Source organism: Streptomyces sp. NPDC057137 (assembly GCF_042670825.1).
Classification (GTDB): Bacteria; Actinomycetota; Actinomycetes; order Streptomycetales; family Streptomycetaceae; genus Streptomyces.
Genome location: NZ_JBHUUW010000099.1, coordinates 1 through 21,592 on the forward strand (window position 1 = coordinate 1; position 21,592 = coordinate 21,592).

Consider the following 21,592-nt stretch of genomic DNA (forward strand, 5'->3'; position numbering starts at 1 on the left):
CTTCTGGTCGGAGCCTGTACGGTGCGGCGGTCGCTACTCGGAGACGGCCGCGGGCTCGGGCTCGGGCTTCGCCTCGTCCGCCGGCGCTGACGTGGCGGTGGGAGTCTTGACGTGGCGCAGGAGCACTGCCGCGCCCACGGCACCGAGCAGCATGACGACACCACCGACCACGGCGCTGAGGTTCATGCCGCGGGTGAAGGCCTCCCCGGCGGACTTGACGAGGGCGTCGCCCACCTCACCGGGCAGGTGCTTCGCCACCTCGGTCGCGCCGCCGAGCGAACCCTCCGCGGCCTCGGCGGCCTCGGGCGGCAGCCCCTTGGTCACGTCGGCGACATCACGGGTGTAGACGGCGGCACCGATGCTGCCGAGGATCGCCACGCCCAGCGCTCCGCCGAGCTGGTTGGCGGTCTCGGGCAGCGCGGCGGCGGCGCCCACGCGCTCCTCCGGAGCCGCGGAGACGATCAGGTCGGCGGTCAGGGGGATCGCCATGCCCACGCCGGCCGACAGCACGCTCGCGCCGATCACGGCCATGGCCAGGTTCGAATCGGCGTGCAACTGCGTCATGATGGCGAATCCCGCCGACGCGACGACCATGCCGATGGCCATGATGTAGCCGGGGCGGATCTTCTTGGCCAGCCCGACGGCGACCGAGGTCGTGACCGCCACCGCCAGCGGCGCGGGCAGTGTCCACAGCCCCGCTTCAAGTGGGTTGAGCCCGTAGACCAGTTGGATCCACTGGGTCGCGAACAGCAGGAACCCGATCATCGCGAACAGGGCCACCAGGTTGACGGCGATGGACGCCGTGAACCCCCGGTCCCGGAAGAGGCTCAGGTCGATCAGCGGATTGGGGGCCACGCGCTGGCGCAGGACGAAGAGCACGCCGATGACGAGGCCGGCGGCGGTGACGGCCACGTACTTCCAGTCGAAGCCGTCGTCGGCGAGTTCCTTGATGCCGTAGATGACGGGAAGCATGGCGGCCAGGGACAGCACGGCACCGAGGAAGTCGAAGCGGCCGGGCTTCGGGTCGCGGTGCTCCGGCAGGAGGATGGGGCCCAGCACCACGATGAGGATCGTCACCGGGATGTTGATCAGGAAGACCGAGCCCCACCAGTAGTGCTCCAGCAGCAGCCCCGACACGATCGGTCCCAGGGCGGCGCCGCCGGAGAGGCCGGCGGTCCACACCGCGATGGCGGTACGGCGCTGGCCGGGGTCCTGGAACATGTTGCGGATCAACGAGAGCGTGGACGGCGCGAGTACGGCGCCGGACATGCCGAGGAGAGCACGGGCGAGGATCAGCAGCTCGGGGCTGGTCGCGTAGGCGGAGGCCAGCGACGACGCGCCGAACACGACCGCGCCGATCATCAGCAGCCGCCGGCGGCCGATGTGGTCGCCGAGTGTGCCCATCGCGATGAGCAGCCCGGCGAGCATGAACGCGTAGATGTCAACGATCCACAGCTGCTCGGTGGCGCTCGGTTCCAGGGTCGCGCTGAGGAACGGCAGCGCGAAGTACAGCACCGTCATGTCCATCGACATCATGAGGACAGGGACGACGAGTACGGCGAGGCCGACCCAGTCCCTCAAGGTTGCACGTTGCGGACTCATGGCCTCGACTCTAGATCTGTATAAGAGATCCGTCTAATTCAGATTCTGTTCAAGACATCCGTTTAAGACAGATCACTGAAAGAATGGCTAGACTGTTCGACATGGGACACCGAGAGGATCTGCTGGCCGGAGCGAAGCAATGCCTCTACGAGAAGGGGTACGCGCGGACCACCGCACGCGACATCGTGGAGGCGTCCGGCACGAATCTCGCCTCGATCGGCTACCACTACGGCACCAAGGAAGCCCTTCTCAACGCCGCCATCATGGAGGCGCTGGAGGAGTGGGCCCAGGAGCTGAAGGGTGCCCTGGCCGACGTGGGAGACCTGCCCGACGATCCGATCAAGCGGTTCGAGATGGCGTGGACGCGCGTGATCGAGCTGTTCGAGCGTCATCGCCCGGTGTGGGGGGCCCAGTTCGACGCGGTCTCCCAGCGCGACCATGTGCCCGAGGTCGCCAGCTTCTTCATAGAGGCACAGCAGCAGGCGCAGAACGGCCTGGTCCGGCTCCTGTGGGGCGGCGACGAACTGTCGGACCCCACCGCGACCGCGCTCGGGCGCTTCTACCACGCGCTGCTCAGCGGCGTGATGATGCAGTGGGTCGTCGACCCGGAGCACGCCTCGACGGGCGAATCGCTCGCCGAGGCGCTGCGGACGGTCGCGGAGAACGCCCGTCACTTCGGGTCAGGGGCGACCGTCTGACATCGCGGCCGCCTCCCGGGCCAGCTGCGCCCGGTCGACCTTGCGGTTGGAGTTGAGCGGGAACTCCGGCACGTGCCGGAACGTCTTGGGCACCATCGGATCGGGCAGATGCGCGGCCAGTTCGCGGCGCAGCGTCGCCGCCGGGATCCGGTCACCGGTGTAGTAGAGGACGAGTTCCAGCCCGCCGTTCGGGGCCGGCCGGGTCACGGTCGCCGCGTTCTGCACGCCGGTGCACTGCCGTACGACATGGTCGACCTCGGCCAGCTCGACCCGGAAGCCCTGGATCTGCACCTGGGCGTCCATCCGGCCGAGATAGATCAGCTCGTCGTCGTCCAGCCGCCGTACCCGGTCGCCGGTCCGGTACCAGCGGCGGCCGGAGTGCTCCAGGAACCGGCCCCGGTTGTCGTCCTCGTTCAGGTAACCGGGTGTCATCTGCGGCCCGGTGACGCACAGTTCGCCCTCCACCGCCGACTCGCCGTCGTCGTCCAGCAGCAGGTGGTCGTGGCCGGGGTGCACCTTTCCGATCGGGACACCGCCGTTCACGGTCTCCTTCTCGGTGGCGTCCGGCGACCAGCGGTGCCCGGTGATGGTGACGGTCAGCTCGGTCGGCCCGTACAGATTCTCGATCTTCGACTGGGGCGCGGCCACGTGCCAGGCGGCGGCGTCCTCGTGCAGCAGCGCCTCACCCGCGAAGAAGGTCCAGCGCAGGGTGGGCATCGATCCGGGGGTCAGGCCGCCCATCCGCCGGATGAACGTGATGCCGCTCGGGGTGGAGAACCACACGGTCATCTTCCGCTCGGCGAAGAACGCCGGCAGATCCCGGTGGGCCGCGGGCGGGATGGCGTGCACCTGCGCCCCGTTGCCCCACGCGCAGAACATCTCGAACATGGCGCAGTCGAAGTTGAGCCCGACGTTCTGGCAGAACACGTCGTCGGGGCCGAAGTCGTAGCGCCGGTCCAGCAGTTCGAAGTAGTGGTGGTTGGCCTCGTGGGTGATCGGCACCCCCTTGGGGCGGCCCGTCGAGCCCGAGGTGAACAGGATGTACGCCACGTCGGAGGGCTTGACGGCCACCGGCGTCTCCAGCGAGGGCCCAGTCGTGGCCTCGTCCAGAACGGGCAGGTCCAGCTCGGTCTCCGTGAGCGAGGCGCGGCCGACCGGATCGGCGATGACGGTGGAGACGTTGGCGGCGGTGAGCATGGAGCGGGTGCGCTCGGCCGGGAACCGCGGGTTGAGCGGTACGACGGTGGCGCCCGCGTACAGCGCCGCGATGATCCCGACGTAGGCGGTCAGGCTCTTGTCCGCCAACACGGCGACGTTGTGCGGCCCTTGCGGGGCCATGGCCCGCAGCGCCGCGGCCCGGCGCATCGCCAGTTCGTGCAGCTGCTCGTACGTCAGGCTCTCGGCGGCGTCCACGCGGATCGCGGTCCGGCCGGGCGACAGTGCCAGGCCGCGCAGGAACCGCTCGTGCAGACCGTGGCCGGGGACGGGTGTCTGATTCATTGTCCTCGCTCCGAAGAGGGAAAGGGGTGGGTAGGGGTGCCGACCGGTAGGACCCAGGGCTTAGGTTGGCGGCGACGCCGACTATTCGGTAAACGTCGGGAAAACACGGGAGCCCGTATGTGGGACGAATCTTTCGAGCAACTTCTCCGCAAACAGATTCCTTTGCTGGAACCGGATGAGGAGTTGACCGCCGATCTTAGCCTGCGTGATTTCGGTCTCGACTCCATGGGAATGGTCTCGCTGCTGTCCTCGGTGGAGGACGCATATGGCGTCCGTTTCGTCGACGATGCGCTCAACATGGATAACTTCGCGACTCCCGCGACTCTCTGGAAAACCCTGGACGCCATGCGCTGACCGGATTCTTTTCGCGCTATGCGATCGCGCTGCGACGGCGCGGTCGCATAGCTGTGTCGGGACGCACCGCCACCACCTGGAAGGCGTTGGTCATGACATCCACCCGGCCCCACAGGGCGTCCTGTCCGGTGACATGCACCCGGTCGACGCCGAGCCCCTTGATCGTGTCGACGACGGCCGGCCACCGCACGGTGCGGGTCACGGCGTTCAGCAGTAGCTCCCGCACGCCCTCCCCGGTCCGTACCAGCGACCCGTCGTGGTCGGACACGACGGGGATCCGGGGATCGGAGAAGGTGATGTCCGCGGTGATCCCGGTCGCGATCTCCTCCCGCAGCGCGTCGAACAGTGCCGAGTGCATCGGCGGCCGCATGACGTACAGCGGGAGGCCGCCCGCCGCGCGGAGCCGTCCCTGCAGCCACTCCACCACGTCCTCGCGCACCGAAAGCATGTGGAAGTCGTGGTCGACCTGGCAGGCCACCTCGTTCCAGTCGCCGCGTTCGGTCAGCTCCGCCTGGATCTCGGCGAGCCGGTCGGGCGCGACGCGGGCGAACGACTGGGTGACGATGTCGCGGTGCTCGCGGGCGAAGTGGTCGTCGACGCGGCGGCCCCACGCGGCGGTCATCTCCACGGCCTCGGGGAACGCCAGCGCGCCGGAGTACACCGCGGCCGCCGTGCCGCCGAAGCTGGCACCGGCGCAGACGACCGGCTCCAGGTCGTTCTCCTTGACCGTCCACTCGGCCAGCGCCAGGCACTGGACCAGGAACGCGATCCGGGCCGGCTCGGGGAACGCCCCCTGGTCGCCGCGGTCCTCGGCCTCCCGGTAACTGTCGAGAAGGGAATAACCCAGTACCCGGTCCGTCTCGGCGACGAGCCGGCGGGCTATCGGATGGGTCGCCAGGAACCGCGCCGAGTCGGCGAGCCGGACCGGGCCGATTCCGGGAAAGATAATCGCCGACATATTCTCGCTCTCCCTATTTGTCGGGCTCATCGGATGCGTTCTGATAAGCCCGCCACTTCGATCCCACCTGTTGTACGGTCAGTGTTGTCCACCCCTACTGGTCGCATAACCCCTAATGCCCCCTAGTTCGGGGGCCGGAGGCCAGGGGTTCTTGCGAGTTGAAAAGCCCACCTGTTAGAAATGGGCGGGCATTACTCGGAAACGCTGAATCGGGAAGGGTGGCGCATGAGCCCGAATGGAGCTCGTCCGGTCCGGGCGCACGCATCGGTGGACAACCTGCGGACCTATCTGCTGGCCGCCGCCCGGCGGGACCCCGACCGGCCCGCCGTGATCCAGGCGGCGGCGGACGGCGGTCTGGAGACCGTCACCTACGGCGAACTGGAACGGCGCGTCGACAGCCTCGTCGAGGCACTCGACGCACTCGGCCTCGACGTGGGCGACCGCGTCATCCTGGAGTCCGACACCAACGCCGACGCCGTGGCGACTCTGCTGGCCTGCGCCACGCTGGGGCTGCCGTTCACCCCGACCAGCCCGGAGGTCCCGGACGAGCGGCTGCTGACGATCATCGCCAGCGCCGAACCCGCGCTGCACATCCAGTCCGACGACGGACAGCGGACCGGCATACCCGAGACGGTCGGCACGGCCCGGTTCGGCCCCGGCGGTCTCACCGTCGAGCGGGCGCCCGCGCCGCGCGTCCGCCGCCGCCGGGTGGTGACGCCCATCGACACCGCGTACATCACCTTCACGTCGGGCACGACCGGCCGGCCCAAGGGCGTGGTCATGAGCCACCGCGGGGTCATCGCCTTCCTGCGTGGCGCCGAGGCCGCGCGGCTCATCACGGCCGAGGACCGGGTGGCGAACACCTCGCCGCTGCAGTTCGACTTCGCGCTGTTCGACATCGGACTCGCCCTCGGCCACGGCGCCACGCTGGTGCCCGTGCCGCGCGCCCGGCTCAACTGGCCCCGCCGCTTCCTGTCGTACCTGCGCGACGCCGGGGTCACCCAGGTCGACGGCGTCCCGTCGGTGTGGCGCCCGGTACTGCGCCACGAATCCGACCTGCTGGCCGAGATGGGCCAGGAGGGCATCCTCAGCCGCATCACCTTCTCCGGGGAGGACTTCCCCCTGGACGAGCTGCGCCGCCTCCAGGAACTGCTGCCGAAGGCGCGCTTCACCAACGGTTACGGCGCCACCGAGACGATGGCCGCGTCCATCACCGAGGTGCCCAACCCGCTGCCGCCCGGCACCGAACGCCTGTCGATCGGGTACGCGGTCGCCGGCGCCGAGATGATGCTCCTCGGGTCCGACGGCGTCCCCGTCGACGAGCCCGGCACGATCGGCGAGATCTATCTGCGCAGCCCGTCGCTGTTCTCCGGCTACTGGCGCGACCCGGAGGCCACCCGCGCCGTCGTCCTCCCGGACCCGCTGCACCCCGAGTCGGGGCAGGTCGTGTTCAAGACCGGCGACCTGGCCTCCATGGGCCCCGAGGGTGAGCTGTACTTCCGCGGCCGCGTCGACTCCCAGGTCCAGATCCGCGGCAACCGCGTCGAACTCGGCGAAGTCGAGCGCCGTGTCGGCCAGTTCGCCGGCATCACCGGCGCCGTCGCGATGGTCCTGCCGCGCGAGGACGGCGACCCGCTGCTGCACGCGTTCGTCACCTGCGCCCCCGCAGGGCCCGCGCCGGACACCAAAGAGGTCCTCGCGTTCTGTCGCGCCGCACTCCCCGCCTACATGGTCCCGCACGGTCTGAGCGTGGTGAACGAGTTCCCGGTGACCGTCAACGGCAAGGTCGACCGCGCCGCCCTGGCCGCCCACGTGGCGTCCTGACCCACTCGACCGACTCCAAGCGTCTTCTTCGTTTCCACGCCTCTTCTTCGTTGCGGAGTATGCACATGACCGAGCAGTCAAGGGCCGCGATGCTGGAACTGGTGCTGGCGCAAGCCGCAGCGGTGTTGCGGACCGCCGACCCGGACGCCTACGGGGACGGGGCCATCCATCTGGCCGCCGACCGCCCGTTCCTGGCGGGGGGCCTGGACTCGCTGGGCCTGGTCCAGTTGCAACGGCGGCTCGCCGCCGAGGTGGGGGTGGAACTGCCCGTCACCCTCGCCTTCGACCACCCGACACCGGTGGCCCTGGCCGGCCACCTCTCGGACCTGGTGCACGGCACCGGCGGACCGGAGGCGGCCGACGAGTCGGCGGCGCCCGCCGTGCCGTCGGCGTTCGGCGAGCCGATCGCGATCGTCGGCATCGGCTGCCGCTACCCCGGCGGCGTGAGTACGCCCGAGGACCTGTGGCGGCTCGTCGCCGACGACACCCATGTGCTCAGCGACTTCCCCGCCGACCGCGGCTGGGACCTCGACCGCATCTACAACCCGGACCCGTCCGTCACCGGCGCCAGCTATGTGCGGCGCGGCGGATTCCTGCCGGACGCCGCCGACTTCGACGCCGACTTCTTCCAGATCAACCCCAAGGAAGCGCTGGCCATGGACCCCCAGCAGCGGCTGCTGCTGGAGACCTCCTGGGAAGCACTCGAACACGCGGGCATCGACCCGGGCCGGCTGCGCGGCACCTCCTCGGGCGTGTTCATCGGTGTGGAGCCGCACGAGTACGGGCCCCGGACGCATGAGGCCCCCGACGGCCTCGACGGCTATGTCCTGGGCGGCAATCTGCCCAGCGTCGTGTCCGGCCGCGTCGCCTACACCCTCGGCCTCGAAGGCCCCACGCTCACCGTCGACACCGCCTGCTCCGGCTCGCTCACGGCCCTGCACCTGGCCGTGCGCTCGCTCCAGGGCGGGGAGTGCGGGCTGGCGCTGGCCGGCGGCGTCACCGTGATATCGAGCCCCGGCACGTTCACCACGTTCAGCCGCCAGCGCGGCCTGGCCCCGGACGGACGTATCAAGGCGTTCGCCGCCGCCGCGGACGGCACCTCCTTCGCCGAGGGCGTCGGCGTGTTCGTCCTCGCCCGGCTGTCCGACGCGCTGCGCGACGGGCACCCCGTGCTGGCCGTGATCCGCGGCAGCGCCATCAACCAGGACGGCGCGACCAACGGCCTGTCCGCGCCCAACGGCCTCGCGCAGCAGCGCGTCATCCGCAAGGCGCTCGCCGACGCCCGGCTGACCGCCGACGAGGTCGACGCGGTCGAGGCGCACGGCACCGGCACCACGCTCGGCGACCCCATCGAGGGCCAGGCCCTGGTCGCCGCCTACGGACGCGGACGCTCCCCCGAGAAGCCCCTGTGGCTGGGGTCGGTGAAGTCCAACATCGGCCACACCGGAGCGGCGGCGGGCGCCGCCGGAATCATCAAGATGGTGCAGGCGCTGCGTCACGGCACCCTGCCGCGCACCCTGCACGTGGACGAGCCGACCACGCACGTCGACTGGTCGGACGGCACCGTCCAGCTCCTCACCGAGCCCGTCCCGTGGGAGATCACCGACACCCCGCGCCGGGCCGGAATCTCCTCGTTCGGCGCGAGCGGCACCAACGCCCACGTCATCATCGAGGAACCGCCCGCCCCCGTCGCCGCCGACGAGAGCGACGAGAGCGACGAACTCCCGGTCGCCGAGCGCCCCGTACCGGTCGTCCTCTCCGCCCAGGGCGACGACGCGCTGCGCGGTCAGGCCGAACGACTCCTGACCGCGGTGGACTCGGCCTCGCCGCTGGACCTCGCCTACTCGGCCGCCACCACGCGCGCCGCGCTGCGCGACCGCGCCACCGTCGTCGCCGCCGACCGCGACGAACTGCGCCGCGCCCTCACCGCCCTCGCCGCCGGCGAGAGCGCGCCCGGACTGCTCACCGGTACGACGCTGGCGACGGGCCGCACCGCGTTCCTCTTCACCGGCCAGGGCAGCCAGCGTCTCGGCATGGGCCGCGAACTGGTCCGCGCCTTCCCGGTGTTCGCGCAGGCGCTCCAGGACGCCGCCGACCACCTCGACCTCCACCTCGACGAGCCCCTCGGCGAGGTGCTGTTCGCCGAACCCGGTTCACCACAGGCCGAACTGCTCCAGCAGACCCGCTACGCGCAGGCCGCCCTCTTCGCCGTCGAGACCGCCCTGTTCCGGCTGCTGGAGTCGTGGGGCGTCACGCCCGGACTCCTCACCGGACACTCCATCGGCGAGATCGCCGCCGCACACGTCTCCGGCGTCATGAACCTGGCCGACGCGGCGCTGCTGGTCGGCGCGCGCGGCTCGCTGATGCAGGAGCTGCCCGCCGGCGGCGCCATGGTCGCCGTCCAGGCGGCGGAGGCCGAAGTCACCCCGTATCTCACCGAGAAGGTCGGCATCGCCGCCGTCAACGGCCCGGCCGCGGTCGTGCTGTCCGGTGAGACCGACGCCGTACTCGCCGTCGCCGCCCGCTTCGCCGAAGAGGGCCGCAAGACAAAGCAGTTGCGCGTCTCGCACGCGTTCCACTCGCCGCTGATGGAACCGATGCTCGACGACTTCCGCCGCGTCGCCGAGACCCTGACGTACCAGCCGCCGCGTATCCCCGTGGTGTCCAACCTGACCGGTGAGCCCGTCACCGCGTTCGACGCCGACTACTGGGTACGGCACGTGCGCGAGCCGGTCCGGTTCGCCGACGCCATGAACTGGCTCGAAACGCAGGGCGTCACCACGTACCTGGAACTGGGCCCCGACGCCGTCCTGTCGGCGATGGGCCGCGACTGCCTGACCGACGGCGGCGCCGACGTCGCGTTCGCCGCACTGCTGCGCGACGGGCACGACGAGGAGCGCCAGATCCTCGGCGCGCTCGGCCTGGCACACGCCCACGGTGTCGCGGTCGACTGGGACCGCTTCTTCGCCGGCCGCGGCGCCCGCCGCACCGCGCTGCCCACCTACTCGTTCCAGCGCAAGCGCTACTGGCTGGACGCCGGAAGCAGCCACCCGGGCACCATCGGGCACCCGATGCTCGACAGCGCCGTCAGCCTCGCGGGCGCCGACGGAGTGATCCTGACGGGCCGGCTGTCCACCCGGTCACTGCCCTGGCTGGCCGACCACGTCATCGCGGGTGTCGTCCTCGTACCCGGCACCGCCCTGGTCGAACTGGCCGTGCGCGCCGGCGACGAGGCGGGCTGCGCCGCGGTGGAGGAACTCACCCTGGAGACGCCGCTGGCGGTGACCACCGACGCCGGGGTCGAGGTCCAGGTCGTCGTCGGCGCGCTCGACACGTCGGGCCGCCGCTCGGTCGAGATCTACTCCCGCCCCGCGCGGAGCGAGGAGAACTGGACCCGCCACGCCAGCGGAATACTCGCCGAGCACGGCGAGGGCGCGACGGCCGACCCGGCCGTGTTCGCCCAGTGGCCGCCGGCCGACGCCGAGCCGATCGACGTCGACGGCCTCTACGAGCGTCAGGCCGCGCAGGGGTACGGCTACGGGCCCGCGTTCCGACGCGTGCGCGCCGCCTGGCGCCGCGGCGACGACGTGTTCGCCGAGGTCGCCCTCGACGAGGCCGGGGGAGACCGGTTCGGACTCCACCCCGCGCTGCTGGACTCCTCGCTGCACGCCGCCGAGGGCCCGGAGGACGACGGCCAGGTGCGGCTGCCGTTCGCCTGGCGCGGTGTCGAACTGCACGCCACCGGCGCCACCGCCGTACGCGTCCACGTCGTCCAGACCGCCCCGGACGAGGTCACGGTCGAACTGGCCGACGCGAACGGGGCACCGGTCGCCACCGTCCGCTCGCTCGTCCAGCGGCCCGTGCCGGTGAACGGCGTACGACCGTCCGCGTCGGGCGGCGGCTCGCTGCTGCGCGTCGAATGGACCGCCGTCCAGGCCCCGTCCGAGCCGGACGCCGCGTCGCACGAGTTCCAACTGGCGTACGTCCCCGAGACCTTCCCCGGCGAACCCGCCGACGCCGCGCGAGCCGCGACGCTGCACGCCCTCACGCTCATCCAGGACGCGCTGCGCGACGACACCCGCCTCGCGATCGTCACCCGCGGCGAGCCGTACGACCTCACCCTCGCGCCCCTGTGGGCGCTCGTGCGCTCCGCCCAGGCCGAGAACCCCGGCCGTTTCGTCCTCGTCGGCACCGACCGCGACGTGCCCGAACACGAACTGCGCGCCGCTCTGGCCACCGGCGAGGCACAACTCGCCCTGCGTGACGGCAAGGTGCTCGTGCCACGCCTGGCCAGGACGCCCGTACCCGAGGACCCGCGCCCCGTCGCGTGGGACCCGGCCGGCACCGTGCTGATCACCGGCGGCACCGGAGGCCTCGGCGGCGTGGTCGCCCGCCACCTCGTACGACAGCACGGTGTGAAGCGCCTCCTGCTCACCGGACGACGCGGCCCCGACAGCCCCGGCGCGAGCGAACTCGTCGCCGAACTCGCCGAGTTGGGCGCCCACGCCACGGTGGCCGCCTGCGACGTCGCCGACCGCGCCGCCCTGGCCGCGCTGCTGGCGACGATCCCCGGCGAGCACCCGCTGACGGGTGTCGTCCACAGCGCCGGAGTCGTCGACGACGGGCTGGCCGGATCGCTCACGACCGAGCAGGTCGACACCGTCTTCCACGGCAAGGCGGACGGCGCCTGGCATCTGCACGAGCTGACCCGTGACCTGCCGCTCGCCGCCTTCGTCCTCTTCTCCTCCGCGGCCGGGACCATGGAAGCGGCAGGACAGGGCAACTACGCCGCCGCCAACGCCTTCCTGGACGCGCTCGCCGCGCACCGGGCCACCCTGGGCCTGCCCGCGACCTCCCTCGCGTGGAACCTGTGGGCGGGCGACGCGGGAATGGGCGCCCGGCTGGACGAGGTGACGCTGCGCCGCGCGGAGCGCTCCGGGCTCCCCGCCCTGGACGCCGAGGAGAACCTCGCCCTGCTGGACCAGGCCCTCGTCACCGGTGCGCCGGCCCTGGTCCCGCTGCGCATCGACGCCCCCGCGCTGCGGGCCCGTTCCGAGGGCATCCCGCCGATGCTGCGGGGACTGGTCCGCCCGCCCGCCCGGCGGAACACCGCCGCGGCGGCCGCGAGCGGCCCCGGCGGCGCACTGGCCGACCGGCTCGCCGGAAAGCCGGACGCCGAACGCGAACGGATCGTCCTCGACCTGGTCCGGACACAGATCGCCGCCGTACTCGGACACGACAGCGGCACCGCGATCGACCCCCGCCGCGCCTTCACCGAGCTGGGCTTCGACTCGCTGGCCGCCATCGAACTGCGCAACGCGCTCGGTTCGGCCACCGGGCTGCGGCTCACCTCCACGCTGATCTTCGACCACCCGACCCCGCGCGCCCTGGTCGACCACGTCCTCGAAACCGTACGCGGGGCCGCCCCCGTCGTCGCCGCGCCGCGCGCCACCGCGCGGGCCGCGACGGACGAGCCCATCGCGATCGTGGCGATGGGCTGCCGCTACCCGGGCGGCGTGACCTCCGCAGAGGAACTGTGGCGGCTGGTCGCCGGCGGCACCGACGCCATCACCGAGTTCCCCGACGACCGGGACTGGCACACCGACGACATCTACGACCCCGAGCCCGGCAAGCACGGCACCACGTACACCCGCGAGGGCGGCTTCCTGCACGAGGCCGCCGAGTTCGACCCCGCCTTCTTCGGCATCAGCCCGAAGGAGGCCCAGGCGATGGACCCCCAGCACCGCATGCTCCTGGAGGTCGCCTGGGAGGCACTCGAACAGGGCGGTATCGATCCGCACTCCCTGCACGGCACCGCCGCCGGTGTGTTCGCCGGTGTCATGAACCACGATTGGACGACCCGCTCCGGCGCCGTCCCCGAGGACCTCGCGGGCTTCACCGCCGGCGGCGGCCTCGGCAGCATCGCCTCCGGACGTATCGCCTACACCCTCGGTCTCCAGGGCCCCGCCGTCACCATCGACACCGCCTGCTCCTCCTCCCTGGTCGCCATGCACTGGGCGATGCAGTCGCTGCGACAGGGCGAGTGCACACTCGCCCTCGCCGGCGGCGTCACCGTGATGGCCACGCCCGAGACGTTCGTCGGGATGAGCCTGCAGAGCGGCCTCGCTCCCGACGGACGCTGCAAGGCGTACGGCGCCGGAGCCGACGGCACCGGCTGGGGCGAGGGCGCCGGACTGCTGGTGCTCGAACGCCTGTCGGACGCCCGGCGCAACGGCCACCCCGTGGTCGCGGTCATCCGGGGATCGGCGATCAACCAGGACGGCGCGTCCAACGGCATCGCCGCGCCCAACGGCCCCGCCCAGCAGAGGGTGATCCGGCAGGCCGTGGCCTCCGCGGGTCTGACACTCGCCGACATCGACGTGGTCGAGGGCCACGGCACCGGCACCACCCTCGGCGACCCCATCGAGGCACAGGCGCTGATGGCCACGTACGGCCAGGAGCGACGGGACGACCCGCTGTGGCTCGGCTCGGTCAAGTCCAACCTCGGACACACCCAGGCCGCCGCCGGTGTCGCCGGCGTCATCAAGATGGTGATGGCGATGCGGCACGGCGTACTGCCCCGCACCCTGCACGCCGACACCCCCTCGCCGCACATCGACTGGACCGAGGGCGCCGTCGAAGTACTCACCGAACCCCGGGACTGGTCCACGAGCGGCCGCCCGCGCCGCGCCGCCGTCTCCTCGTTCGGCGTCAGCGGCACCAACGCCCACGTGATCATCGAGCAGGCACCGCCGGCCGGACCGGGCGAACCGCGCGGCGAGCGGCCCCCGGTCGTCCCGCTGACCGTGTCCGGCTCGACCCCCGAGGCGCTGCGTGCCCAGGCGGCCCGGATCGCCGTCCACCTGCGCGAGAACGGCGACGTGGACGAACTGGACGCCGCCGCCTCGCTCGCCCGGGGCCGCGCCGCCCTGGAACACCGGGCCGTGATCGTGGACGCCGACCGCGACGGCCTGCTCGCCGGGCTCGACGCCCTGGCGGCCGGGAACTCGTCCCCGGCCGTCGTCCAGGGACTGCAACGCGGCGACTCACGCGCCGTGCTGGTCTTCCCCGGTCAGGGCTCGCAGTGGCAGGGCATGGGCGTCGAACTGCTGGAGCACTCACCGGCGTTCGCGACGCGCCTGGGCGAATGCGCCAAGGCACTCGAACCGTACGTCGACTGGAATCTGCTCGACGTGGTCCACGGCGCGCCCGGCGCACCGGCCCTGGACGCCGTCGACGTCGTCCAGCCCACGCTGTGGGCGCTGATGGTGTCGCTGGCCGAGGCCTGGCGCGCGGCCGGTGTCGAACCGGCCGCCGTCGTCGGCCACTCGCAGGGCGAGATCGCCGCCGCCTGTGTCGCCGGCGCGCTGTCGCTGGAGGACGGCGCCCGCGTGGTCGCCCTGCGCAGCCGCGTCATCCGGCAGGACCTGGCGGGCCGGGGCGGCATGATGTCGGTCGCCCTGTCCGCCGACCGCGCGAGCGAATACCTGGCCGACTGGGACGGCCGCCTCCAACTGGCCGTCGTCAACGGCCCCGGCTCCGTCGTCGTGTGCGGCGGCCCGGACGCCCTCGACGAACTGCGCGCCCGGCTGGACACCGACGAGGTGCAGTCCCGCCGTATCCCGGTGGACTACGCCTCCCACTCGGTGTTCGTGGAGGAGATCCGCGAGCGCCTGCTCACCGAGCTGAGCGGCCTGACACCGCGTACCTCGTCCGTCCCGTTCTACTCCACCGTCACCGCCGGAACGCTGGACACCGCCGGTCTCGACGCCGAGTACTGGTACACCAACCTGCGCCGGACCGTCCGGTTCGAGGACACGACGCGGGCGCTGCTCGCCGACGGCTTCGAGATCTTCATCGAGGCCAGCCCGCACCCGGGCCTGCTCACCGGTCTCGACGAGACCGCCGAGTCCGCCGGGGTGGCCGCCACACTCGTCGGCACACTGCGCCGCGACTCCGGCAGCCCGCGCCAGTTCGTCACCTCGCTCGCCGAGGCGTACGTACGGGGCGCGACCGTCGACTGGGACACCCAGTTCGTCGGAACCGGCGCCCAGCACGTCGAACTGCCCACGTACCCCTTCCAGCGCAAGCGGTACTGGCTCCACATGACCGAGCACACCGGCGACGCCGTGGGCATCGGTCAGCTCGCCACCGATCACCCGCTGCTCGGCGCGGCCGTGCCGGTCGCCGGGGCCGGGGGAGTGCTGCTCACCGGACGCCTGTCGCTCGCCGGCCAGCCGTGGCTCGCCGACCATGTCGTCGGCGGCAGCGTCCTGTTCCCCGGATCGGGCTTCGTGGAACTGGCCGTCCGGGCCGGTGACGAGGTCGGCCGGGGCCGCGTGGAGGAACTGACGCTGGAGGCACCACTGGTGCTGCCGGAACGCGGCGGCGCGGCCATCCAGGTCGTGGTCGACGCCGATCTGCGTACCGTCTCGATCCACTCGCGACCCGACAACGCCACCGCCGACACCCTCTGGACCCGCCACGCCCAGGGCACCCTCACCGACGCCGGACCCGAACCGGCCCACGAACCGGCGGCCTGGCCGCCGCCGGGCGCCGAGCCCGTCGACCTCACCGGCTTCTACGAGCCGGCCGCCGACGGCGGACTCGCCTACGGGCCGGTCTTCCAGGGACTGCGCGCCGCCTGGCGCTCCGGCGACGAGGTGTACGCGGAGATCACCCTGCCCGAACAGGCCGCCGCCGACGCCCAGCGGTTCGGACTGCACCCGGCCGCACTCGACGCCGCCCTCCACGCGACCGGACTGCTCGCCACCGACGCCGCGCGGGTCACCCTGCCGTTCGCCTGGACCGGGGTCGACCTGCACGCCTCGGGAGCCGCCGCGCTCCGACTGCGGATGACCGCCCTGGGCGAGGACGAGGTCGCGCTGCGCCTCACCGACACAGCGGGCCGCCCCGTCGCCTCCGTCGAGTCGCTCGTCCTGCGGCCGGTGGCCACGGGCGGGCCGACCCGGACAGGCGCGTACGACGACTCGCTGTTCGAGCTGGTCTGGGCACCCGCCGCACCCGCCACCGCCGGTGGGACCGCCCCCCGGACCGTCGTGCACCGCTGCACCGGCGGCACCACCGCCGAATCGGCCCACGCCGAGACCGCGGCGACGCTCGCCGTCCTGCAGGCCTGGCTGGAGGACGGCGCCGCCGACGCCGTGCTCACCGTCGTCACCCGCGGCGCCGTGTCCGTGAACGACGAGGACGTCACCGATCTCGCCGGGGCGGCCGTCTGGGGCCTCGTCCGCAGCGCCCAGACGGAGAACCCCGGACGCGTCGTCCTGATCGACCTGGACGGCGCCGACGACCGCGCCGACGTGGACATCGACGCCGACATCGACGCGGCGGCGGCCACGGGCGAGGCACAGCTCGCCGTACGCTCCGGCACCCTCCACCGCCCGCGCCTGGCCCGCGTCACCGGCGACCTGAGCGGCGCCGCCGCCACCGTCTTCGGCGACCGGCCCGGCACCGTACTGGTCACCGGCGGCACCGGCACCCTCGGCAGCCTCGTCGCCCGGCACCTGGTCACCACCCACGGCGTCACCGACCTGCTGCTCACCAGCCGACGGGGCCCCGGCGCACCCGGCGCCGCCGAACTGGACGCCGAACTCACCGCGCTCGGCGCCCGGGTCGAGGTGGTCGCCTGCGACACCGCCGACCGCGACGCCCTGGCGGCCGTGCTGGCGGACCGCACCCTCGCCGGAATCGTCCACACCGCGGGCATCCTCGACGACGGCATCCTCTCCTCGCTGACACCGGAGCGAATGGCCGCGGTGATGCGCCCCAAGGTCGACGCGGCGATCAACCTGCACGAACTCACCGCCGGGCAGGACCTGTCGGCGTTCGTGATGTTCTCGTCCGCCGCGGGCGTGACCGGCGGCGCAGGCCAGGGCAACTACGCCGCCGCCAACACCTTCCTCGACGGCCTCGCCGCCCACCGGCGCGCCAACGGGCTCCCGGCACAGTCCCTGGCCTGGGGACTGTGGGCGGAGGCCAGCGGAATGACCGGCGAACTGGACGACGCCGACGTGGCCGGCATGGTGCGCGACGGAGTCGTACCCATCGCCTCCGACGAGGGCCTGGCGATGCTGGACGCCGCCGGCGCTCTCGACCGGGCGTTCCTGGCCCCCGTCCGGCTCGACCTGAGCGGGCAGAGCCGGACCGACGTGCCGTATCTGATGCGCGATCTGGTACGCGGCCCGTCCCGCCGCGTAGTCGATCCCGCCGCACGGGCCGCCGAACCGGCCGAGAGCCTGCGCGACCGGCTGGCCCGCCTGACGCCCGCCCGCCGCGAACAGACACTGCTCGACATCGTCCGGGCGCAGGCCGCCACCACCCTCGGCTTCGGCGACGCCGAAGAGGTAGACGCCGAACGGTCGTTCCGGGACATGGGATTCGACTCCCTCGCCGCCGTGCGGTTCCGCAACGCCCTCGGCGAGGTCATCGGGGATCGCCTGCCCGCGACGCTCGTCTTCGACCACCCGACCTCGCTCGTCCTCACCCGGCACCTGCTGGCGGAGATGGCGATCGACGAACCGGAAAACGAACCGGAGCCGGAGCCGGCCGAGGGCGCCGAGGACCGCACCGCCGCGATCCAGAACATGAGCCTGGCCGACCTTCTCCGCACCGCGCGACGATCAGGAGACCCCACATGACCCAGCTTCTCGACGCCACCGACCGGCGCGTCATCCCCACCGACGAGGAACTGCTGCGCCGGGTGCTCACCCCGTACCGCGCCAAGCGGTGCGAATACCTCACCTCGGCCACGGTCACCTCGGAGGGCGACCCCCGCGAAGGCGGCAAGCTCATCGCCACGTGCACCTTCGAGATCCCCGAGTCCTGCTACATCGACGACACCGGGCACTTCAACTCGGTCGAGTTCAACATCTGCTTCAACCAGATGGCCTACTACCTGCTGGCCATGTCGGTACGGGAATCACTCGTCGAGCCGTTCTCCGGATGGACGATCGAGCAGTTCTGGACCCGGCAGCTCGCCGACGTGTTCATCACCGACTTCAAGAGCAGCTTCCGCAGCGCCATGCAGGGCCGCCGCTTCACCGGCGAGATCGAGATCATCGACATCGCCGAATGGGACGGCAACGACCTGCGCGACGCCCTGGTGATCCTGCGGACCAAGTGCCACTACGCCGACGAGCAGGGTGGCGAGAGCCACGGCGAGATCACCGCCGCCGTCACCAACCCACCCGTGATCTGACCCCCGCCCGGACTTCGCGAAGGAAGCGACAATGAGCAAAGCAGAACGGCCCGGGCTTCCTGACGGAGTCCGCGAGGTCGACATCGAGCACCTCTACAGCCGCTTCGCCGACCGCGGGCTCCAGTACGGGCCGGCCTTCCGCGGCCTGCGCGCGGTGTGGTCGCACGGCGAGGAGGTCTACGCCGACTCCGCGCTCGACAGCACGGCCGGCAGCGGCGACTACCTCCTGCATCCGGCCCTGCTCGACACCGCGCTGCAGGCGGGACTGGTCCCCGGCATCGACCGCGACGACCGGACGTTCCTGCCGTTCGCGCTGCGCGGGATACGGGTGCACAAGGGCGGCGCCCGCGCCGTCCGCATCCACACCGTCCCGGGCGACGAGGGCTTCTCCCTGGCGCTGACCGGCGACGACGGCGAACCGATCGCCACGATCGGCTCCGTCGTGAGCCGGCCCGTCACGGCCGACCAGCTCGACGCCGCGGCGCAGCGCACCCAACTGCTGCGCGTCGTCTGGAAGTCCGTCGTCCAGCAGCCGGACAACGCCGACCAGCAGCGCTGGGGCTTCCTCGGCACCGACCGCATCGGCCTCACCGGCGCGCTGAAGGCCACCCGCCGCTCGTTCGACTCCTACCCCTCGCTGCGCGAACTCGACGCCGTGCTCCGCGACGGCACCGCAGTACCGGACGTGATCGTCGTCTCCTGCACGGACGAGGACTCACCGGTGCGTTCGGCCGCGCAACGCGCCCTCATGCTCGTCCAGGAGTGCCTGGAGGACCACCGCCTCGCCAAGACCCGCCTCGTGCTGGTCAGCAGCGGCGCCGTCGCCGCCCGCGCCGAGGAGGACCTGTCCGACGTGTCGGGCGCCGCCGTCTGGGGACTGCTCCGCAGCGCCCAGTCCGAACACCCCGACCGCTTCGTCCTGGTCGACGTCGACGACCCCGGGAACTCCGGCCGCGCCCTCGCCGCCGCCGTGGCCTCCGGCGAACCACAACTCGCCGTGCGCAACGGCGCGTTGCTCCGCCCGCGCCTCGTACGCAGCCCACCGCCGCCGCGCCGCAGGAGCCTCACGGGCACCGTCGTGATCACCGGCGGCACCGGAGAGCTGGGCCGCCTGCTCGCCCGGCACCTGGTCACCGGCCACGACGTCCGGCACCTCGTGCTGCTCAGCCGCCGCGGCCCCGACTCGCCCGGCGCCGCCGAGCTGGACACCGAACTCACCGCGCTCGGCGCCCGCGTCGACGTGGTCGCCTGCGACGTCGCCGACCGCGCGTCGCTGGAAAGCGCGCTGGCCGACATCCCCGCCCCGTCCGCCGTCATCCACACCGCGGGCGTGCTCGCGGACGGCGCCATCGGCACCCTCACCCCGCGCGGACTCGACAAGGTGCTGCGCCCCAAGGTCGACGCCGCGCTCCATCTGCACGAGCTGATCCAGGACCCGGACTGCGCGTTCGTGGTGTTCTCGTCCGTCGCGGGCCTCGTCGGCAACGCGGGGCAGGGCAACTACGCCGCCGCCAACGCCGTCCTCGACGCGCTCGCCCACCACCGCCGTACCCGCGGACTGCAGGGCCTCTCGCTCGCCTGGGGCCTGTGGGAGAGCGAGAACGGCATGGGCTCCGAGCTGTCCGCCGCCGACCACAACCGCATCAAGCGCTCCGGCTTCGCGCCCCTCGGGCACGACCAGGGCCTGGCTCTCTTCGACGCGGCACTCGCCGGCGACGAGGCGGTCCTCTCGCCCGTCCGGCTCAACGAGGCGGGCCTCACCGGCGACATCCCGCCCGTCCTGGAGGAGCTGGCGCCCACCCGCTCCGGCAAGGCCGCCGTGACCGACACCCTCGTCAGCCGGCTGGCCGAACTGCCGGAGGCCGAACGCGACGCCGCCGCACTGGAGTTCGTCCGCGCCGTGTCCGCCTCGGTCCTCGGCTACGAGAGCGGCGACGAGATCGACCCCGAGCGCGAGTTCAGCGCCGCCGGCCTCGACTCCATCGGCAACCTCGAACTCAGCCGCCACCTGGCGGCCGCCACCAACCTGCGGCTCCCGGCGACCCTCGTCTTCGACCATCCGACCCCCGCAGGTCTGGCCTCCCATCTGCGTCGACTCCTCCAGGAGAGCAATTCATGAAAACTGTTGTCGTCGGCGGTGGTGTCATCGGCCTGGCCACCGCATGGCGGGCCGCGCGCGAAGGCGTCTCCGTCACGGTGATCGACCCCGCCCCGGGCAGCAAGGCGTCCCACGCCTCGGCGGGACTGCTCCCGGCCATCAACGAGCAGCTGTACGACCAGGAGAACCTCCTCCGCCTCTGCCTGACCTCCCGTGAGCTGTACCCGTCCTTCGTCGCGGAGCTGGAGGAGTTCGCTCCCGCCGGCTTCCGGCGCGACGGCGTACTGGACGCGGCCTTCGACGAGGAGTCCCTGCCCGTCCTCGACCGCCAGCTGGCCTTCCAGCAGTCGATCGGGGTGCGCACCGAGCGGCTGACCGCCGAGGAGTGCGCCAAGCTCCAGCCCGCCTTCGCCCCCGTGGCCGGCGGCCTGCTGTCGCCGGACGACGGCGCCATCGACCCACGCGTTCTCGACGCGGCGCTGATCACGGCCGTCGAGGCCCTGGGCGGCACCGTCGTACGCAGGGGCGCCGCCCGGGTCGAGGACCACACCGTCGTCCTCGACAACGGTGACAAGGTCCCCTTCGACCGGCTGGTCCTGGCCGCCGGCTGCTGGACGCACCAGATCGAGGGACTGCCCGACGGCGCCATCCCGGAGATCCGTCCCGTCAAGGGCCAGATCCTCCGCCTGCGCTCCGACGTACCGCTGCTCAACATCACGGCCCGCGCCATCACCAAGGGCAAGTCCCTCTACCTGGCGCCCCGTCTGGACGGTGAACTCGTCGTCGGCGCCACCTACGAGGAGCGCGGCTACGACGAGACCGTCACCGCCGAGGGCACCAGCGGCCTGCTGCGCCGGGCCGCCGAGGTCATTCCCGAGGTCGGCGCCCTGCGCTTCGCCGAGATCACCGCGGGCCTCCGTCCCGCCTCGCCCGACGACCTTCCCGTCATCGGCCCGACGACGGTTCCCGATGTCTATCTGGCCAGCGGCCACTTCCGGATGGGAGTCCAGCTGGCTCCGGTCACGGCCGTGGCCATGGCGGCCCTTCTGACCGACACCGCCCCGCCCGCCGCGACGGCGCCGTTCACCCCGCTCCGCTTCTCCTGATCAATCTCACGAGTCCCCCTCCCCGCCGGCGCTGGCGGGGAGGGGGACTTCGTGTGTCGCCCGACGGCCGTCCACACCCTCCCGGCCAGGGGGGGGAGTGGACGGCCGTGGCTGTTCCCGGCCGGGGTCGGTGTCCCGGCCGGGGTCGGCCCCAGGCCCCCGGCCGGGGGGGGCGGGCTCCCCCCCGAACAACGCACAACAACGACGGCCGCCCGCACCCTCCACGGAGAC

General features: G+C 72.3%; 10 protein-coding genes. 7 read left to right on the top strand and 3 right to left on the bottom strand.

The features are described 5' to 3' along the window. Positions 1 to 33: 33 nt before the first annotated feature. Complete coding sequence (locus tag ACFT9I_RS37910; RefSeq protein WP_382572079.1) at positions 34 to 1,602, bottom strand: MFS transporter; 1,569 nt, start codon at positions 1,600 to 1,602, stop codon at positions 34 to 36. 101 nt (positions 1,603 to 1,703) lie between these two features. On the opposite strand from ACFT9I_RS37910, the gene ACFT9I_RS37915 reads away from it, so the two are divergent. Next, on the top strand, positions 1,704 to 2,300 hold the full coding sequence (locus tag ACFT9I_RS37915) for a TetR/AcrR family transcriptional regulator (protein ID WP_382572081.1): 597 nt from the start codon (positions 1,704 to 1,706) through the stop codon (positions 2,298 to 2,300). Here ACFT9I_RS37915 and ACFT9I_RS37920 read toward each other — a convergent pair. Further along, entirely contained in the window at positions 2,283 to 3,800 is a 1,518-nt protein-coding gene (locus ACFT9I_RS37920) for an amino acid adenylation domain-containing protein (RefSeq protein ID WP_382572082.1), read from the bottom strand. The two genes, ACFT9I_RS37915 and ACFT9I_RS37920, sit on opposite strands and share 18 nt — an antisense overlap. A 117-nt stretch (positions 3,801 to 3,917) precedes the next feature. Here ACFT9I_RS37920 and ACFT9I_RS37925 point away from each other — a divergent pair, with 117 nt between their 5' ends. Continuing rightward, complete coding sequence (locus tag ACFT9I_RS37925; RefSeq protein WP_382572084.1) at positions 3,918 to 4,154, top strand: acyl carrier protein; 237 nt, start codon at positions 3,918 to 3,920, stop codon at positions 4,152 to 4,154. Between the two features lie 16 nt (positions 4,155 to 4,170). On the opposite strand, the gene ACFT9I_RS37930 is transcribed toward ACFT9I_RS37925, so the two are convergent. Continuing rightward, positions 4,171 to 5,112, bottom strand: a complete 942-nt coding sequence (locus ACFT9I_RS37930) for an ACP S-malonyltransferase (protein ID WP_382572085.1) — start codon at positions 5,110 to 5,112, stop codon at positions 4,171 to 4,173. Between the two features lie 225 nt (positions 5,113 to 5,337). Between ACFT9I_RS37930 and ACFT9I_RS37935 the strand changes: the two genes are divergently transcribed. From ACFT9I_RS37935 to thiO, 5 genes are all read left to right on the top strand, one after another. Further along, a complete protein-coding gene (locus tag ACFT9I_RS37935; protein WP_382572087.1) occupies positions 5,338 to 6,936 on the top strand; it encodes an AMP-binding protein in 1,599 nt (532 codons plus the stop codon). Between the two features lie 65 nt (positions 6,937 to 7,001). After that, positions 7,002 to 17,597, top strand: a complete 10,596-nt coding sequence (locus tag ACFT9I_RS37940; RefSeq protein WP_382572089.1) for an SDR family NAD(P)-dependent oxidoreductase — start codon at positions 7,002 to 7,004, stop codon at positions 17,595 to 17,597. Continuing rightward, positions 17,594 to 18,157, top strand: a complete 564-nt coding sequence (locus ACFT9I_RS37945; protein WP_382572091.1) for an FcoT family thioesterase — start codon at positions 17,594 to 17,596, stop codon at positions 18,155 to 18,157. Before ACFT9I_RS37940 ends, ACFT9I_RS37945 begins: the two co-directional genes overlap by 4 nt. A 31-nt stretch (positions 18,158 to 18,188) precedes the next feature. After that, positions 18,189 to 20,276: a type I polyketide synthase gene (locus ACFT9I_RS37950; protein ID WP_382572093.1), complete on the top strand. Its 2,088-nt coding sequence runs from the start codon at positions 18,189 to 18,191 to the stop codon at positions 20,274 to 20,276. Next, the gene (thiO, locus tag ACFT9I_RS37955) at positions 20,273 to 21,361 is read left to right on the top strand and encodes a glycine oxidase ThiO (RefSeq protein WP_382572094.1); all 1,089 of its coding nucleotides are present in this window, start codon (positions 20,273 to 20,275) and stop codon (positions 21,359 to 21,361) included. Before ACFT9I_RS37950 ends, thiO begins: the two co-directional genes overlap by 4 nt. Positions 21,362 to 21,592: the final 231 nt, after the last annotated feature.

Coding starts and splice junctions, on each gene's coding strand:
- ACFT9I_RS37915 (WP_382572081.1), top strand. CDS start 1,704: ATGGGACACCGAGAGGATCTGCTGGCCGGAGCGAAGCAATGCCTCTAC.
- ACFT9I_RS37950 (WP_382572093.1), top strand. CDS start 18,189: ATGAGCAAAGCAGAACGGCCCGGGCTTCCTGACGGAGTCCGCGAGGTC.
- thiO (WP_382572094.1), top strand. CDS start 20,273: ATGAAAACTGTTGTCGTCGGCGGTGGTGTCATCGGCCTGGCCACCGCA.
- ACFT9I_RS37920 (WP_382572082.1), bottom strand. CDS start 3,800: ATGAATCAGACACCCGTCCCCGGCCACGGTCTGCACGAGCGGTTCCTG.
- ACFT9I_RS37945 (WP_382572091.1), top strand. CDS start 17,594: ATGACCCAGCTTCTCGACGCCACCGACCGGCGCGTCATCCCCACCGAC.
- ACFT9I_RS37930 (WP_382572085.1), bottom strand. CDS start 5,112: ATGTCGGCGATTATCTTTCCCGGAATCGGCCCGGTCCGGCTCGCCGAC.
- ACFT9I_RS37910 (WP_382572079.1), bottom strand. CDS start 1,602: ATGAGTCCGCAACGTGCAACCTTGAGGGACTGGGTCGGCCTCGCCGTA.
- ACFT9I_RS37940 (WP_382572089.1), top strand. CDS start 7,002: ATGACCGAGCAGTCAAGGGCCGCGATGCTGGAACTGGTGCTGGCGCAA.
- ACFT9I_RS37935 (WP_382572087.1), top strand. CDS start 5,338: ATGAGCCCGAATGGAGCTCGTCCGGTCCGGGCGCACGCATCGGTGGAC.
- ACFT9I_RS37925 (WP_382572084.1), top strand. CDS start 3,918: ATGTGGGACGAATCTTTCGAGCAACTTCTCCGCAAACAGATTCCTTTG.